The sequence below is a fragment of the Azospirillum sp. UFLA03-27 genome (assembly GCF_059803775.1).
The window spans coordinates 1-15,100 of sequence record NZ_JAUQTX010000176.1 but is presented as its reverse complement, the minus strand read 5'-3'; the positions used below and the strand labels follow the sequence as shown (position 1 = coordinate 15,100).

The following is a 15,100-nucleotide window of genomic DNA, read 5'->3' as shown; positions in this document are numbered from 1 at the left end:
GCTCTACACTCGCGTATACTCGTCGGCAGCGTCAGATGTGTATAAGAGACAGCCTCTGTTTCGACGCGGCGAGCGGGCGGGGCGGGGGCTTACTTGACCGCCTGGATGCGGTCGGCGAGCGTGGCCAGCGCCGGGGTGGCCTTCAGGTCGTCGTACATGGGCTGCACCACCTGACGGTAGGCCGCCTTGTCGGCGTCCACGAACTTCACGCCCATCTTCACGGCCTCGCCCTCGGCCTTCTCCAGTTCGGCCGTCCAGCGGGCGTTGTGGGCCTTGGCGCTGTCGCGGGCCGCCTGGCGCAGAAGCTCCTGCTGCTCCGGCTTCAGACGGTCCAGCGTCGCGGTGGCGACCAGCACCACATCGGGCACGCGGGTGTGCTCGTCGCGGGTGTAGACCTTCATCACCTCGCCGTGGCGGGCCAGGGTCAGAGCGGTCACGTTGTTCTCCGCCCCGTCGACGACGCCGGACTGCAGGGCCGTGTAGACCTCGCCCCAGGCCAGCGGGGTGGCGGTGGCGCCCAGCAGGTTGATCATGCGGGTGGCGATCGGGCCGGGCTGGACGCGGACCTTCAGGCCCTTCAGATCCTCCGGCTTGGCCAGCGGCTTGTTGGCGTAGAAGCTGCGCGTGCCGTTGTCGTAGTAGGCGAGGCCGACGAAGGCCTTGGCGCGGCTGGAGGCCAGGATCTCGTCGCCCACCGCGCCGTCGACCACCTTGAAGAAATGGTCGCTGTCGCGGAACAGGAAGGGCATGTCGTAGACGCCGAAGCTCGCTTCGAAGGCCGCGAGCGGCGAGGCGTTGGCGTGCACGAGGTCGAGCGCGCCGTTCTGCATCTGCTCGATCAGTTCGCGCTGCTGGCCGAGCTGGCCGGCGGGAAACACCTTGATGTCCAGATCGCCCTTGCTGCGCTCGCGCACCAGCTTGGCGAACTCGTCCAGCGAGACGTCCACCGGGTGGCCCTTGGCCAGCCCATGGCCGAGGCGCAGCGTGGTCTTGGCGGCGGCCGGCCCGGCGAGGGTGAGGCCCAGAACGGCAGCGGCGAGAAGGGCGGCGTGACGACGGTTCAACGCGAACATGACGGTTCCTCCGATTATCGTGATTTGGCTGTATCGGTGTGCGGCGATGCGGGCGCCTCGGCGTCGGCCATCGCCCGGTAATGGTCCGCAAGGACGGCGAAGGCGCGCTTGCGGGTGGTCTTGTCCTCGGCGATCAGCCCCTTGCGGTTCCAGCCGCGCTGGAAGGCGGTCTGCCGCCGCTCGGTGCGGAAGTCGTAGAGGACCCAGGGCGTCATCCCGCGCACGTAGGGGGCGGTGGCGAGGATGGCGAGCTGCTCGCGGTAGACCGCCTCCTGGCAGTCTTCGGTGAAGAGCTCGCGCGGGCCGCCGCGCAAGCCCACCACCGCGTCGGCGCCGAACTCGGAGATGATCACCGGCTTTCCGGGGGCGGAGTTGGCGAGCAGCCGGCGCAGCCCGTCGAAGGAGGGCTCGTACCAGCCGAAATACTCGTTGAGGCCGATCACGTCGAGATGGTCGGCCAGCCGGTCGGCGATGGCGAAGCGCTCGCGGTCGATCAGGCAGGCCGCGGTCACCAGCCGCGTCGGGTCCAGCTGGCGGGCCAGTGCGGCCAGCCGCGCCATGAAGGACAGGCGGGCGTCGGTGTCGGCGTTCTCGTTGCCGACGCCCCACAGGATCGTGCTGGCCCGGTTGCGGTCGCGGGCGATCAGCTCGGCAAGCTGGTTCGCGGCGTCCTCGTAGGTGTCAGGGTTGGCGAAGTCGATGGCCCAGTAGACGGGAATCTCCGACCACAGCATCAGCCCGACCTCGTCGGCGATGGCCGCCGCCCGCGGGTCGTGCGGGTAATGGGCGAGGCGGAGGAAATTGCAGCCCAGCGCCTTGGCGTCGGCAAACCGGCGGCGGATGTCCGCCTCGTCGCTGGTCTTGCCGAGCGACAGGTCGTCCTCATGGACGGAAACACCGCGCAGAGTGATGTCGCGCCCGTTGAGAAGGATGCGCTCGCCCGCCACGGCGATCTCGCGGAAGCCGACGCGATCCGACACGGAGTCGGCGCCGAAGCGCAGGGTGACGCCGTAGAGGCGCGGCGAGTCCGGCGACCACAGCTCCGGGGCGAGGTCGAACTCCACCCGTCCTCGTCCGGCGATGACGGGAAGAGGGGAGGGCGGCAGCAGCCCGTCGATGGCGACGGTCGCCGTTCCGTCCACCGGGTCGGACAGGGTGACGTCCACGGCGACTCGGCGGAAGCCACTGCCCGGCACCAGTGCCACGCCGAAGTCCCGGATGAACAGCGCGGGCAGCCGCAGCAGCGTGACGGAGCGGTAGAGGCCGCCGTAGTTGAACCAGTCCGTGTGGCGCATCGGCACCCGGTCGGTCCGGCGCGCGTTGTCGACCTGGATCTGGAGGCGGTTCGGGCCGGGGCGCAGATGCCCGGTCAGCTCGACGCAGAAGGGCGTCGAGGCGCCGCGGTGCGCGCCCAGGAACTGGCCGTTCAGGAAGACGCGCGCCTCGTAAGCGGCGGCGCCGATGTGCAGGACAGTGCGCTCCCCGGCCTCGCCGGGTGTGAGGTCCAGCGTCCGCGTGTACCAGGCGCCACCCTCGTAATGCCGCCACTCCGGGTGCAGCATGTTCCAGCAGGCGGGAACCGGGGCGGTCTGCCATGCGCCGTCGTCGTAATCGCGCGGGGCGGTCCATTCCGAGGCCGGCACCGGCTCGTCGGCGTACCATGTCTGGCGCAGCCCCTCATCATGAGGGTCGATGGCGAAGCGCCAGTCGCCATCCAGCGACTCGACGGAGCGCCCGGCGACGGTCACCAGGGCCGCGGAGCCCACCCGCCCACGGGTGAAGACGTCGGCGTAAGCTTCGTCATGCAGATGGTCGTAAGGGTCAGCGACCGTGGCGCGGTCGGCGCCTTCGGCTGTCATGAGCGTCCTCTCCCTCGTCTTTCTTTCCGCGCCCGCATTGTTGAAGGGGCGAGGTTGGGCAATTCGTCCGTCCGCCGGCATCGTTACCGATATCACGACCGAGGGAAATCGATTACCCTTGCCGAAACAATAGGCGCGCGTGCATTTCTACGCAACCGGTTTTCACGCCGCCGCCGACCGCCAACCCTCTTGCGCAAACCGAGGTGCCGATGCCCCCGCCATCCGACCGCAACCGCGCGACGCGCACGGGGCGTGCGTCGCCCGCCCCGTCGCTCGCCCAGGTGGCGGCCCGCGCCGGGGTGTCGGTCGCCACCGCCTCGCGCGTCATCAACGGCGTCGCCAACAAGGCGACGGAGGAGACCGCGGAGCGGGTGAGGGCGGCGATCCGCGAGCTGGGCTACCGGCCGGGCAGCGTCGGGCGGGCGCTGCGCCGCCGGGAGAGCCGCATCGTCGGCGTCCTGGCCGCGAATCTCGCCAACCCCTCCATGGCCGCCATCGCCTCGTCCATCGAATGGTCGCTGCGCGGGGAGGGGCTGGTGATGTCGCTGTGCGACACGCACGAGCGCGCCGACGTGCAGGACGAGTACATCCGCGAAATGCGCGCCCAGCTCGTCCGCGCGATGATTCTGGTGGGTGCGGTGGACAGCCCGGCGCTGGACGAGGCACGGGCCGCCGGCGACACGCTGGTCTTCGTGAACCGCCCGGACCCCGGCGACCCGTCCTCGCCCTATGTCGGGCTCGACAACGCCGGTGCCGGGGCGGAGATCGCCGAGCGGCTGCTGGACCGCGGCGTGCGCCGCATCGGCGTCCTCCACGCCTCGCTGGACCGCACCGCCGGTCACTGGCGCCTGCTCGGGCTGTTCGACCGGCTGGCCCAGGCGGGAGTGGACACGGCGACCATTCCCTGCGCCACCGGGCCGGGGCTGGATCACATCGTGGCCGGCTACCACGCCATGGGAACGATGCTGGAGCGGCCGGACCGCCCGCCGGTGATCGTCTGCCTGAGCGATCTGCTGGCCTATGGCGCTTTCCGCCGCGCGCGGGAGGCTGGGCTGGAGGTGCCGGGCGACGTGGCCTTCTTCGGGTTCGACGACAACCCGATCAACCCCTGGATCGCCGACTGGCTGAACTCGGTCCGTGTGCCGTCCGACCATTTCGGTCCGGCCATCGTGGGCATGCTGCACCGGCTCTGGGACGGGGAGGAGCGGCCGGCTCCGTTGCTCCTGACCCACCAGCTGACCATCCGCAACCGCCGCCTGCCGGGTGAGACGGCACCGGTCTCGGGGAGTTGATCCGCACGCCGACCCCCGCAAGCCGGCGAGCCGTTGCACTGATGCCAGGCTTGCGCTTTGATACGGTGTTTGGTTTTCATTGGCACATAAATCCCATAAGATGCCTTATGGAAAGTATCGTGATCTTGATGCGCGTTTGAGGCACGTCGCTGACAGGCTTACCCTGGGTCTGTCAACGACGCAGCGGCTTCGCCATGTTCCTCCAGCGCGTCGTCATGCCATCGGGTTCGGTCAATCAGACGGCCTTTGACGACACCGGCGCCGTGGTGTCCGAGATCTGCCTGGGCAACCTGATCGGTCTCGCGTGGTTCACGGCGCCCGCCGCCAGACTTTCGGCATCGTCGACTCAGGTATGACGCGACACCTGATGGAACCGAGACGACTGCAGCGATCTTGGAGTTTCTCGGGCAACCTTGAATCATCTCCAGGCCGCACATCATGCGGTCGCATTCACGAGATGGCCCGATACGGCCGAGATGAACGCACGAAGACGCTGAAGACGCCGTAGGTCCCGGTGATATCCCATCCAGATGTCTCGCGCCGGCGGCGGCGTCGGCAGGTCCAGTCTGCGAATACCCGGGATCTGATTGCCGACCACGCGGGGCAGGACGGCGATTCCGACGCCTTGCCTGCACATGCGCCCCTGGACGTTCCGGTTGTTCGATCGCAGGACCGGCCTTGCGTTGGGGAAACTCTCGATGAGCCACGCGATGTCAGGGAAATGGCCGGTGGACGTGTCGTGGGTGATCAGCCGGAAACCGGTCCCATCGCCATATTTCGGCTCCTGCGCCTCTTCCGCGATGTAAACGCCGTACTCAAGGCGGAAGAGCCGTCGCTGAACAACGTCAGCGGTGTCGAACGGAACGATACGGAAGGCGACGTCGGCCTCCCGCTGGGCGAGATTGAACAGGCGCGTGCCGGTCAGGATCTCGACGTCGACATTGGGGTAGGCTTTCGAGAAATCCGCCAGGATGGGAGGCAAGACATAGGCCCCGAACCAGTCCGCGGATGAAATGCGCAGACTGCCTTTGAGGTTCTGCTCCTGCCCCGCAAGCCGGCGCTCCATCGCCAGCGCGCTTTCCTCCATCTGCTCCGCCAGCGCGATGATCCCGTGGCCCTCTTCGGTCAGAACAAGACCGTCCGCGGTGCGCTGGAAGAGCGTGTGACCGATCGCCTGCTCAAGTGCGCGGAGGCGCCGGCCGACGGTCGGATGGCTTGTCTGAAGAGAACGCGCGGCAGCGCCGAGCGTGCCGGATCGCGCAATCGCAAGAAAGACTCTGACGTCACTCCATTCCATCACAACCACCCACACAAAACTGAACGCCGAGAGTACAGTTATGTCACTTATCGAACAAATCTAAATGCCTAGATTGCCATCATCGTCTGGAGATGCGTCCTTCTGCGGATTCGCCAGACCCATGCGGGCCGCCGCTTGGGTGAAGGAATCGTGACCCTGGCTGCGGGGTCCAAGGAAAGCTCGTCCGGACGGAACCGAGAGGAATTTCCTGAGGGGTCGCGGAACGCGGCGGCCCGCCTCGATACTCGCAAATGAGGACCTCGACGATGATCACGATGCTGGTGACCTATGCGGGCGATGAGGAAACACCGTTCGACCGCGACCATTGGATCAACGTGCACTTCCCGCTCGTGCGGGAAAGCTGGGGACGGTATGGACTGGTAAGCGCCGGTGGGTTCTTCCCGCAAGGTGATGGTGCCGGGCTAACCGCGGTCGGGGTCGTCAACTTCCGCGACGAGGCCGCCATGGAAGCAGCGCTCAATTCGCCGGAGACCGCCCAGGTCATGGCTGACGTCGACATCGTCACCGCCGTCAAACCGCGGCGCAGCATCGTGAAGCCTCTCTGAGCGGCACGGCGGTGCCTGTCAATTGCTGGGGCCGCTGATCCCTCCAGTCTGCGCCCCGGAGCGTCGCCGCGATCGGCGGTGCCCTCTATGCGCTCAGCGGGGCGTGCGCCGATGCTGGCCAACTTGCTCACGCCTTCATTGTGGCTCTCCTCTGCATCGCCACCCGCCAACTCGTCGGCGCAGGTCTCGACCTCACGATCGCCTGGCAGCCTGCGTCCGATCCCGCGCACAGCTCTCATCCGAACAACAGGAGATAGAACATGCAGATCGGGTTTGTCGGTCTCGGCAATATGGGCTCGGCAATGGCCCTGAACCTCGTGAAAGCAGGCCATGACGTGCGGGCCTGGAACCGTAGCAAGATCGCTCAGGACAGCGTTCCCGGGGTAACGCTGGTCAAGCGCGCGGCGGATGCATTCCAAGCTGACGCAGTCTTCACGATGCTATCCGACGACCCTGCCATTCGGGAGGTGATCCTCGATGCCGGCCTTCTGGCAAGCGCGCAACCAGGGCTGACCCATGTTGTCACATCGACGATCTCGGTCGCCTTCGCGCGGGAACTGGAGCTGCTGCACGAAGAGGCAGGCCTTGGCTATGTGTCCGCACCGGTCCTCGGGCGACCGAACGTAGCGGCGAGTGGCCAGCTTAACATCCTGGCGGCCGGGAAGGCCGATGCCGTTGCCGCGGTCGAACCGTTGCTCGCTTCACTCAGCAAAAAGGTCTGGAGGTTGGGGGAGAAACCCGCTCGGGCGAATACGGCGAAGCTCGCCTGCAATATGATGATCGCCATGGCTATCGAGGCGATGGCTGAGGGTGTCGTGCTGACCGAGAGCGTCGGCCTCGACCGTGCGGATTTCTTTGAACTCATCCTAGGCACCCTTTTCTCGGGTCGCGCCTACGAGAGCTACAGCGCGCAGATCACGGAACGGTCATTCGAGCCGGGTTTCAAAGCCGAGCTCGCGCTCAAGGACATGCGTCTCGCGACTGAGGCCAGCAACGAGATCGGACGCACGCTCCCGATGCTCGAAGCTGTCCGCGAGGGGCTCGGCAAAGCTGTCTCGGCGGGCTTCGGAAACAAGGATTGGTCGATCATGGCCGACATGACGGTTCGCGGCGGCGACAGCTTGGCTGTCGTCTGAAGCCAACTCGGAGAAGAAACAATGAAGACTTGGCTCATCACCGGCTGCTCGAGTGGCTTCGGACAGCGCCTCGCGCTCGCCGCGGCACAAAGCGGCGATCAGATCATCGCGACGGCCCGCGATGTCGAAACAATCGAAGACATGGCCGAGCCTTTCGGCGGCCGCATGATCACCTTGCCGCTGGACGTGACGGATGCGGCGGCCGCCAAGGCAGCGGTCGCAAAGGCGGTCGAGACATTCGGCGGGTTTGACGTGCTCGTGAACAACGCCGGCTACGGACTGTTCGGCGCGATCGAGGAAGGCACACCCGAAGACTATCGGCCGATGTTTGAGGTGAACGTCTTCGGTCTGATCGAAACCACCAGAGCCGCCCTGCCCCTCCTGCGACATTCGGGCGGAACGATCGTCAACATGTCGTCCGGCGCCGGCATCGCGGGCAGCGGCGGCGGAGGTTATTACAACGCCGCCAAGTTCGCCGTGAAAGGGATTTCCGAAGCGCTCGCCAGCGAGCTGAAGCCCTTCGGCATCCGCGTGCTGATTGTCGAGCCTGGGCCGTTTCGCACCGATTACCTTGGCCGTTCGATCAGGATGGCGGCCAACGAGATGCCGGAATACGCCGCGAGTTCGCGCAAGCACTATCGCGAAACCAACAACGGCAATCAGGCGGGCGATCCCGACAAGGCGATCACGGTGATCCTGCAGGCAGTCGACGCCGATGACGCCCCGCTTCATTTGCCACTCGGCCCCATCGCGCACGCGATCGCCGAACGAAAGCTGGCTGCGTTCCGCAGCGATATCGACGCTTGGCGCGACATTTCGATCGCCACCGATTTCGATCAGCACTGAGCGCTGGCCGCGAACTTTGTTTAAACGTCAACATCGACTGGAAAGCGATCATGATCGCGACGTTGAAGGGGTTCACCCAGCAGCTGGTGCCGGTGAATGGCATCAAGATCAACGCTGTCACGGGAGGCTCAGGCCCGCCGATCCTTCTGCTTCACGGCTGGCCGGAAACATGGTGGGAATGGCACAATGTGATGCCGTTGCTGGCCAAGCATGTCAGCGTGGTGGCCATCGATCTGCGCGGCGCGGGCTTTTCCGACTGCCCGCTCGACGGCTATGACAAGGCAACGATGGCGCGCGACGCGCACGAGGTCATGATTGCCCTTGGGCATGAACGCTACGCCGTGTGCGGACATGACATCGGCGGAATGGTCGCCTTGCCGCAGGCCGCCATCTACCGGGAGGCTGTCACCCACTTGGCCGTCCTCGACGTTCCGCTTCCCGGCTGGACCGGATGGGAGGCTACGACCGCAGGGCTCTGGCACTTCAGCTTCCATATGAACCGGGATCTACCCGAGCGCCTGATCCATGGCCGTGAATATGACTATGTTTCGACCTTCATGGCAGAGCGTTTCTACGATCACAGCACCTTCAATCCGGCGGACATCGAGATCTACGCGAAGGCGATGGCACTTCCTGGCCGCACGCGCGGCGGCATGGAATGGTATCGCACCCTCGCCGCCGATCATGCGGCGGCTCTTGAGTACAAGAAGCACCCCCTCGGGATACCGGTGCTCGGTCTGGGTGGGGACCAGCGGTTCGGTGCGCAGATGGTGCCGATGCTCAAAGAGTTTGCCAGGAACGTGACAGGTGGCTCGATCGCGCGGTGCAGCCACTATGTCGCGGATGAGCGGCCCAATGAAGTCGCGGCCGCCCTGATCGATTTCCTCAAGGCCAACTGAAACTAAGACCAGCTGAAACTCTGCGCCCGCGCCGTCGCGGGCTGGGCGGATCGCGACGCTGCGGGCGAATTGCACCCGAAGCGGTCGCGATGGATCGACAAAATCAAGGAGACTGTCATGACCGCATCCCTCATTCGCGGCGTCAATCATATCGGCATTACGGTGCCCGACATTGAAGCGGCAAAATCGTTCCTGGCGGAAGCCTTTGGCGGCCAGGTGATCTACCAATCCTTCGGACCGCAGGATCCACCGCGGCAGGGACCCGAATTCGAGCGGGCCGTCGGCGCTTTCCCCGGAACGGTCGTGCGTGCGCAGGCGATGGTCAAGATCGGAACCGGACCCGATATCGAGCTCTTCGAAATGCACGGCCCCGAGCAAGCCCAGCCGATCCGGGCGAGCGACTTCGGCATCACGCACTTCGCTCTCTACACCGACGACATCGACGCATCGGTCGAGCGCTTCGAGAAAGCTGGAGGCACCCCCCTCACCGCGCCGCGCGCTATTCCCTATGCTACCGAGAAAGGTCCTGGAAACAAGGTCTGCTACTGCCGCATGCCCTGGGGCACGACGATGGAATTCATCACCACGCCGGACCGTATGCCCTATCATGACCAGACTGATCTGCGCAGGTGGCAGGACGAGGACTGAGCAGGGCACGATCGGACAGAACAGCGTCGTGTGGGATTAGGGAATCCGGCGCCGGCGAAGCAGTCCGAACCTCCAACGCCCGGGCATGCGGTTCGGCTCCTGGCTGACGATCCCGACAAGTTGACCGACGAGGACCGCCGCTTTGTCCAGGCGTTGCGGGAGCGCTCGCCGTCGATCGCGACGGCTGCCGAGTTCATCACCCGCTTCTGCGAGATGGTGAAGGGCAAGTTGCCCGACCCATTCGATGGCGGGCTGCGCGAGGCAGAGGTCAGCGCGCTGCGCCGGGATCCGCCGCAACGAGGACGCGGTGCGCGCCGCCCTGAGCGAGCCGTGGAGCAGCGGGCAGGTCGAGAGCCAAGTCAACTGGCTGAAGGCGATCAAGCGCACGATGCATGGCCGGTTAACTTCGGCAGGACATGACCGTCGCGGCCATGGCCGGTCGAGCGACCCGGGAATCGGCTTCGACTTCGACAGGCTGGCCGACGACCTCGCAACCCTGCTCGACACGCTGGATCTGGACGGTGTTACGTCGGTCGGCCATTCCATGTCCTGTGGGGAAATCATCCGCTACCTGAGCAGGCACGGCAGCCGCCGCGTTTCCCGCACGGTTCTGGTCGGCACGATGACACCAACACTTTCCCGGACCGACGACCACCCCGACGGAATCGATCCTGCCATCTTCGAAGCCTTCCGCTCGGATTGGCTGATGCGGGACTTTCCGGCATGGCTGGAGGACAACATTCGCCCCTTCATGACGGCGGACAGTTCGCCTGGCATGATGGCGTGGGTGAAATCGATGGCCTTACGCGACGCTGACCGTCTACGAGGGGGCGCCGCACGGTCTGTTCCTGACGCATATGGACCGCTTCAACCGCGACCTGCTGACCTTTCTGGATGCATGATCGGCAGCGCTGGCATCATGTGGAGCGCAAAACACCGACAACACCGGACCGGAGGCCGGAACAATGCCGCAAACAGCCACCCGGCACCGACCGACCCCGATGACCGTGCCGCGCCAGCCGGTCGGCGAGTTGCTGCGCGCGTGGCGCAAGCGGCGTGGCTTGAGCCAACTCGACCTCGCCTGCGAAGCCGACATCTCGACCCGGCACGTCAGCTTCCTGGAAACGGGACGCTCGCAGCCCAGCCGGACCATGCTGCTCCATTTGGCGGAGCGGATGGACATTCCGCTGCGCGACCGCAACGCTCTGCTCGCCGCCGCGGGCTTCGCGCCGGTCTTTTCCGAACACCGGCTGGGCGATCCGGAGATGCAGGCCGCCCGTCAGGCGGTCGATCTCGTGCTGACCGGGCACGAGCCTCACCCGGCGTTGGCCGTGGATCGGCACTAGACGCTGGTTGCGGCCAACCGGGCGGTCGCCCCGCTGCTCGCCGACGCCGCGCCTGATCTTCTCCAGCCTCCGGTGAACGTGCTGCGCCTCAGCCTCCACCCCTCCGGGCTGGCACCGCGGATCGAGAACTTCGCCCAGTGGCGGGCGCACGTGCTGCACCGGCTGATCCGGCAGATCGACGTCAGCGCCGATCCCTTACTGGCCGCGCTGTTCGGTGAGTTGAAGGGCTACCCGGTGCCCGACGGGCAGGCTCCGCACAGCCGGAGCGAGCCGCTGTCGTCGCATGATGGCGTGGTGGTTCCTCTCCGGCTCAGGGCGGAAAGCGGGATGCTCAGCTTCTTCAGCACCACGACGGTGTTTGGAACGGCGGTGGACGTCACCTTGTCCGAACTGGCCATCGAGGCTTTCTTCCCGGCCGACCTCGCCACGGCGGAAGTGATGCGGCAGACCCTTGTCCAGTTGTGAGGAGCAGCCCCGCCCAACAGAGGCACCGCCTTTGCGCCGGCATGGCGCACGGGACCCGGCCCTATCATGGCGGACCATCCCATGGCGGGCGGAGATGCGGCATGGCGCAGACCGACATCGAGTTGCTTCGCGACCTGTACGACCGCTATGCCGTGGGCGATGTGGCGCCGCTGTTCGAGCATCTCGCGCCCGACGTCGAGTGGATATCCTGCGGCCGGTCCCCGGCCCTTGCGGCCTTTTCCGGCATCTTCCACGGCCTGGATGGTGTCCAGCGCTATTTCCAAGGGTTGGCCCAGGAATGGACGATCACCAAGCACGAGATGCGGGACATCGCAAGGGACGGAGATCAAATCGTCACGCGCAACCTCGTTGAGGCCTTCAGCAAGGTTACCGGGAAACCGGTGGCGGTGACGACCGAACACCGGTGGGTGCTGCAGGACGGCCGAATCCGCCGCTTCGAGGAGCGTTGCGACGATGAGGCGGCCCTGGAGGCGGCTTGCCGCCCGTCCGAGCCCTAACGGCCCGGTTGCCCAACGGAGCGCGGTGATAGGACCGGCACTCGCCGGACGGATTCTCATTCGCTATCCGGGCGACTTTTGGACCTTGGCTTGACCGCGAGACGCATCCGAGATCATGCAAACGACATCGTCCAGCTGCCCGCAAGGAACCTTGATCTGGAGTTGCACGCCTTGGGGCGTGAAGCCGTTGGTCTCGGCAGAGGCTGCTGGGAAGGCGCCAAGCCCCGACCTGATCCTGGCCTCGTCGGCGAAGGCGCACGTGACGGTCAAGGCTGCAAAGCGGATGATCGGCTGACGTTCAGCGGCATGGAGACACGCCGCTGCGGTGCCGCCGTAGGCACGCACCAGCCCGCCTGCACCGAGAAGAACGCCACCGAACCAGCGGCTGACCACCAGCGCCACCCGATCCAGCTTCTGGCCGTCTATGGCCTGAAGAATCGGGCGTCCCGCCGTTCCCCCCGGTTCGCCGTCATCGCTGGACCGGTAGAGGTCGCCGATCCGGAAGGCCCAGCAGTTGTGGCCCGCATCCCGTTGGCTGCACGCAGCGATTAATCCACGTGCCTCCTCTTCGGTCGCGACCGGACCCGCCGAGGCCAAAAAGCGACTCTTCTTGATCTCCTGCTCGAATTGCTCTTTCCGTTTAAGTGTGAACATTACCTTTTGCCACGATCATTCCTGCATGGGCCAGAAGCCGCCCCGGCCAGGGGCCGATGGAATTTATTCATTCCATGGGGAGATTGCGACGTCGACGCAACGATATCCGCAACGAAACCGGCAATGACGGAGCTGTGCCCCTCCATCCATGTCCGCCATCAGCAAGTCTGCCGATGAGCGTGGGCTCAACCGTAGCGCCGCTCCAGTCAATCGACCGCAAATGTGGTGGTGGCGACCGCCTCGACCATCATGCTGGGCGCCTCCCCCATGGTCCCCTTTCATACTATCGAGCGTAAATCCTGACACATCAGGATTTACGCTCGCCCTCAAACGGCGGCCGCGTCCGCGCGGCCGCCCCGGGCCTCCCCAATGCTGTTGGCGTCGCCTTGTCCATTCGGCCATCGAAGCAGAGCGCAAGCGCCTCATGGTAAAGGGGAACAGACTCCTTCGCAGCCAAGGCGAACAGGGTCATGCAGGAGTGGAACTTCATGTCGTCCGGAGAGCCGAAGATCTCATGAAGCGATCGCCCCCGGATCGCAAGAACGGCCCGCGTCGCGGCTTCCAATCGTGGGCCGAGCGTCGGATGCTCCAGATAGGCGCGCGCCTCGTCGAGGGAGGCGATGCCGTAGAACTCAGCGGTTGCCGAGCGGCCGAGGCCGCGCAGTTGCGGAAAAATGAACCACATCCAATGGCTCCGCTTGCGCCCGTCCTGCAATTCGTCGAGCACCGTCGTGAACACCGGCTCCTGTGCGGTCACGAAGCGTTGGAGATTGAAGGGATCGTCCAGTTGCATTCTAGCCCTTCCGACTGAGGAGTCCGCAGGATCGTCGCTCCGGTGATCTGATACCTGGTGGACGACTTGCCTCAGTCAACATTCCGCCCTTTCGCGACAGCACTCAGCACTCCTTGTCACCTTCTGCCCAGCGCCGGAGTTGGGCGAAGTCAGCTATCAGCCTTTGTCCTTCTACGCTGACTTCGCTGCCACGCGGCGTGTTGCGGATCATTAAGTATCCGATTCTCAGGGGGATTGTGCTGTCGATGACGAAATTTTTCGCACCGTCCGGTAGCTCCTGAACATCCATCGGCCCCTGATCCAAGAACTCTTTCCGGCATGCGGTGATCATGGTCTTAAGCCGAAGAACAATGAGGGTCGGCTCATCCGCAACTAGAAACCATGGTGCTCTGGGATGGATAAGAGTTGCAGTCGCCATTCGCGGCGGCTCTGCACAAGCGGACAGCGCTAAAGCTGCAAATACGGGAAGGGCCGGGTGGAATTTTGAGCGTACACATTCGGCAGCACTGACGAAAAAATCAATCCTTACGCGCCTTTTCGCGACAGATTGCTTGACCATTCCCGCAGCGTGCCTGTGCTCTCGCAATACGTTGGTCACCGCATCGACCCTTTTTGGGAAAAGACTAATACTGCGCAGTTCGTAAAATTAAATACGAACTTTGAGGTCAATTGATCAGATTGATAAATAATGCTATACAGTATATCCCCGCTATTCACTGCTTTCATACTTTTTACCAAGCTTGTTAATGGGCCAAATCTCTCAATGAAATTCGGTTCGCCGAACACTCTCTTTATGTCATCAATCTCAATGCACGTATATTTAGTTTCAACAACCACACTAACAGCAAAATGCTGGGCCTTATCTTTGCTCTGGCATTGTATCAATATTTGAGAAATTATCTTTGCATTACTTGCATTCTGATACCAAGAATGGACAATAACACCATCAATAGATGTTGTATTTTCATACTTAACAGGACTTGAAAAAAGATACTCTGCAGTTTCTGCTTTGCAAGCCCCTCTATATTCGCCTATCGTTCTCACGGCGTTCAAAAGATCTTTTTTTGTTTCGATATTCTTTGATAGAATAACTATACTCTGCTTGTTGTGAGTAGAGCACCCTGATATGACAAAAATAGTTAATATTACAAGATAGTATTTAGCTTTTATCATCGATTTCATTTTGCGCCTCACCAAATAGCTTCAATCTACCGCACCTATTTTTAAGCGGATTTGATAATTATTTTCGCACGTCGCTCGTCTTAGCCATCATCGTGCGGTTCCGGCACAGGGCGCCTAAGTTATCGCTTTCGCCACTAAGCAGGGGGATGATAATGCGTAGTTGAGCTTAAGTTCATGCCGCGTTCTCATACCCCGGAAAATTTGTACACTTTCGTGTAATGGCCCCAAACTGACATGTCAGCGACGTGCAACCCCTTATTCCACACCATTAATCCGAACTTCACCCTAGGTAAATGGGAAATAGCAATGTCCACGATCCTCCGATCCAACGATGAGGCCGACAGACTGGATCGTGCCGACGGAATCGCGTTATGTCAGTGTCAGTGCGCTAGCAGGGTGCGGAAAAACGAACATATTTCGGCCTTTTGCCTCCGTTGAGGATAAAAATACGGGTTTCAGCGGGCGATTTGGTCGGGAAGGAGCGTTTTTCCTCGCTCCGAGGCTCCCGAAACCGCCGTTCAGGCGG

17 protein-coding genes and 2 pseudogenes are annotated in these 15,100 nt (G+C 63.5%); 12 read left to right on the top strand and 7 right to left on the bottom strand.

All coding sequences use genetic code 11. The features are described from left to right. Window positions 1-89: 89 nt before the first annotated feature. On the bottom strand, window positions 90-1,073 hold the full coding sequence (locus Q4I23_RS22630; RefSeq protein ID WP_498527707.1) for a TRAP transporter substrate-binding protein: 984 nt from the start codon (window positions 1,071-1,073) through the stop codon (window positions 90-92). A gap of 14 nt (window positions 1,074-1,087) precedes the next feature. Next, window positions 1,088-2,932 (bottom strand): glycoside hydrolase family 2 protein, encoded by a 1,845-nt coding sequence (locus Q4I23_RS22625; RefSeq protein ID WP_498527706.1) that lies wholly within the window; start codon window positions 2,930-2,932, stop codon window positions 1,088-1,090. Between the two features lie 209 nt (window positions 2,933-3,141). Here Q4I23_RS22625 and Q4I23_RS22620 point away from each other — a divergent pair, with 209 nt between their 5' ends. Both Q4I23_RS22620 and Q4I23_RS22615 read left to right on the top strand, forming a co-directional pair. Beyond that, on the top strand, window positions 3,142-4,224 hold the full coding sequence (locus Q4I23_RS22620) for a LacI family DNA-binding transcriptional regulator (RefSeq protein WP_454020019.1): 1,083 nt from the start codon (window positions 3,142-3,144) through the stop codon (window positions 4,222-4,224). Window positions 4,225-4,418: 194 nt separating this feature from the next. Beyond that, entirely contained in the window at window positions 4,419-4,580 is a 162-nt protein-coding gene (locus tag Q4I23_RS22615; RefSeq protein WP_498527705.1) for a hypothetical protein, read from the top strand. Between the two features lie 80 nt (window positions 4,581-4,660). On the opposite strand, the gene Q4I23_RS22610 is transcribed toward Q4I23_RS22615, so the two are convergent. Beyond that, on the bottom strand, window positions 4,661-5,521 hold the full coding sequence (locus Q4I23_RS22610) for a LysR family transcriptional regulator (protein ID WP_498527704.1): 861 nt from the start codon (window positions 5,519-5,521) through the stop codon (window positions 4,661-4,663). 266 nt (window positions 5,522-5,787) lie between these two features. Here Q4I23_RS22610 and Q4I23_RS22605 point away from each other — a divergent pair, with 266 nt between their 5' ends. The 10 genes and pseudogenes from Q4I23_RS22605 to Q4I23_RS22560 all read left to right on the top strand — a co-directional run bounded on the left by Q4I23_RS22605 (window position 5,788) and on the right by Q4I23_RS22560 (window position 11,945). Beyond that, window positions 5,788-6,087 (top strand): EthD family reductase, encoded by a 300-nt coding sequence (locus tag Q4I23_RS22605; RefSeq protein WP_498527703.1) that lies wholly within the window; start codon window positions 5,788-5,790, stop codon window positions 6,085-6,087. A gap of 260 nt (window positions 6,088-6,347) precedes the next feature. Continuing rightward, window positions 6,348-7,223: an NAD(P)-dependent oxidoreductase gene (locus Q4I23_RS22600; RefSeq protein ID WP_498527702.1), complete on the top strand. Its 876-nt coding sequence runs from the start codon at window positions 6,348-6,350 to the stop codon at window positions 7,221-7,223. A gap of 21 nt (window positions 7,224-7,244) precedes the next feature. After that, entirely contained in the window at window positions 7,245-8,069 is an 825-nt protein-coding gene (locus Q4I23_RS22595) for an oxidoreductase (RefSeq protein ID WP_498527701.1), read from the top strand. Window positions 8,070-8,119: 50 nt separating this feature from the next. After that, a complete protein-coding gene (locus Q4I23_RS22590; RefSeq protein ID WP_498527700.1) occupies window positions 8,120-8,968 on the top strand; it encodes an alpha/beta fold hydrolase in 849 nt (282 codons plus the stop codon). Window positions 8,969-9,085: 117 nt separating this feature from the next. Further along, window positions 9,086-9,616 (top strand): VOC family protein, encoded by a 531-nt coding sequence (locus Q4I23_RS22585; RefSeq protein ID WP_498527699.1) that lies wholly within the window; start codon window positions 9,086-9,088, stop codon window positions 9,614-9,616. Window positions 9,617-9,679: 63 nt separating this feature from the next. Continuing rightward, window positions 9,680-10,037: pseudogene (locus tag Q4I23_RS22580) on the top strand (ISL3-like element ISAzba9 family transposase); the annotation flags it as partial. A gap of 33 nt (window positions 10,038-10,070) precedes the next feature. Then, window positions 10,071-10,256 (top strand): annotated as a pseudogene (locus tag Q4I23_RS22575) (alpha/beta fold hydrolase); the annotation flags it as partial. Window positions 10,257-10,581: 325 nt separating this feature from the next. Beyond that, complete coding sequence (locus tag Q4I23_RS22570; protein ID WP_498527698.1) at window positions 10,582-10,962, top strand: helix-turn-helix domain-containing protein; 381 nt, start codon at window positions 10,582-10,584, stop codon at window positions 10,960-10,962. 3 nt (window positions 10,963-10,965) lie between these two features. Then, window positions 10,966-11,427 (top strand): MmyB family transcriptional regulator, encoded by a 462-nt coding sequence (locus Q4I23_RS22565; RefSeq protein WP_498527708.1) that lies wholly within the window; start codon window positions 10,966-10,968, stop codon window positions 11,425-11,427. A gap of 101 nt (window positions 11,428-11,528) precedes the next feature. Then, window positions 11,529-11,945, top strand: coding sequence for a nuclear transport factor 2 family protein (locus tag Q4I23_RS22560; protein WP_454020028.1), 417 nt, complete (start codon window positions 11,529-11,531; stop codon window positions 11,943-11,945). Window positions 11,946-12,008: 63 nt separating this feature from the next. Here Q4I23_RS22560 and Q4I23_RS22555 read toward each other — a convergent pair whose 3' ends face one another. The 4 genes from Q4I23_RS22555 to Q4I23_RS22540 all read right to left on the bottom strand — a co-directional run bounded on the left by Q4I23_RS22555 (window position 12,009) and on the right by Q4I23_RS22540 (window position 14,574). Continuing rightward, window positions 12,009-12,599, bottom strand: coding sequence for an IMPACT family protein (locus tag Q4I23_RS22555; RefSeq protein ID WP_498527697.1), 591 nt, complete (start codon window positions 12,597-12,599; stop codon window positions 12,009-12,011). A 307-nt stretch (window positions 12,600-12,906) separates the two neighbouring features. Continuing rightward, complete coding sequence (locus tag Q4I23_RS22550) at window positions 12,907-13,392, bottom strand: DUF1810 domain-containing protein (protein WP_498527696.1); 486 nt, start codon at window positions 13,390-13,392, stop codon at window positions 12,907-12,909. 103 nt (window positions 13,393-13,495) lie between these two features. Beyond that, the gene (locus Q4I23_RS22545; RefSeq protein WP_498527695.1) at window positions 13,496-13,951 is read right to left on the bottom strand and encodes a hypothetical protein; all 456 of its coding nucleotides are present in this window, start codon (window positions 13,949-13,951) and stop codon (window positions 13,496-13,498) included. Between the two features lie 35 nt (window positions 13,952-13,986). Next, window positions 13,987-14,574, bottom strand: coding sequence for a hypothetical protein (locus Q4I23_RS22540; protein WP_498527694.1), 588 nt, complete (start codon window positions 14,572-14,574; stop codon window positions 13,987-13,989). Between the last annotated feature and the right edge of the window lie 526 nt (window positions 14,575-15,100).

What these genes read in the sequence shown, in the direction of transcription:
- Q4I23_RS22570 (WP_498527698.1), top strand. Translation starts at nt 10,582, where the DNA reads ATGCCGCAAACAGCCACCCGGCACCGACCGACCCCGATGACCGTGCCG.
- Q4I23_RS22590 (WP_498527700.1), top strand. Translation starts at nt 8,120, where the DNA reads ATGATCGCGACGTTGAAGGGGTTCACCCAGCAGCTGGTGCCGGTGAAT.
- Q4I23_RS22545 (WP_498527695.1), bottom strand. Translation starts at nt 13,951, where the DNA reads ATGGTCAAGCAATCTGTCGCGAAAAGGCGCGTAAGGATTGATTTTTTC.
- Q4I23_RS22615 (WP_498527705.1), top strand. Translation starts at nt 4,419, where the DNA reads ATGTTCCTCCAGCGCGTCGTCATGCCATCGGGTTCGGTCAATCAGACG.
- Q4I23_RS22630 (WP_498527707.1), bottom strand. Translation starts at nt 1,073, where the DNA reads ATGTTCGCGTTGAACCGTCGTCACGCCGCCCTTCTCGCCGCTGCCGTT.
- Q4I23_RS22625 (WP_498527706.1), bottom strand. Translation starts at nt 2,932, where the DNA reads ATGACAGCCGAAGGCGCCGACCGCGCCACGGTCGCTGACCCTTACGAC.
- Q4I23_RS22560 (WP_454020028.1), top strand. Translation starts at nt 11,529, where the DNA reads ATGGCGCAGACCGACATCGAGTTGCTTCGCGACCTGTACGACCGCTAT.
- Q4I23_RS22550 (WP_498527696.1), bottom strand. Translation starts at nt 13,392, where the DNA reads ATGCAACTGGACGATCCCTTCAATCTCCAACGCTTCGTGACCGCACAG.
- Q4I23_RS22620 (WP_454020019.1), top strand. Translation starts at nt 3,142, where the DNA reads ATGCCCCCGCCATCCGACCGCAACCGCGCGACGCGCACGGGGCGTGCG.
- Q4I23_RS22600 (WP_498527702.1), top strand. Translation starts at nt 6,348, where the DNA reads ATGCAGATCGGGTTTGTCGGTCTCGGCAATATGGGCTCGGCAATGGCC.
- Q4I23_RS22540 (WP_498527694.1), bottom strand. Translation starts at nt 14,574, where the DNA reads ATGAAATCGATGATAAAAGCTAAATACTATCTTGTAATATTAACTATT.
- Q4I23_RS22595 (WP_498527701.1), top strand. Translation starts at nt 7,245, where the DNA reads ATGAAGACTTGGCTCATCACCGGCTGCTCGAGTGGCTTCGGACAGCGC.
- Q4I23_RS22610 (WP_498527704.1), bottom strand. Translation starts at nt 5,521, where the DNA reads ATGGAATGGAGTGACGTCAGAGTCTTTCTTGCGATTGCGCGATCCGGC.
- Q4I23_RS22585 (WP_498527699.1), top strand. Translation starts at nt 9,086, where the DNA reads ATGACCGCATCCCTCATTCGCGGCGTCAATCATATCGGCATTACGGTG.
- Q4I23_RS22555 (WP_498527697.1), bottom strand. Translation starts at nt 12,599, where the DNA reads ATGTTCACACTTAAACGGAAAGAGCAATTCGAGCAGGAGATCAAGAAG.
- Q4I23_RS22605 (WP_498527703.1), top strand. Translation starts at nt 5,788, where the DNA reads ATGATCACGATGCTGGTGACCTATGCGGGCGATGAGGAAACACCGTTC.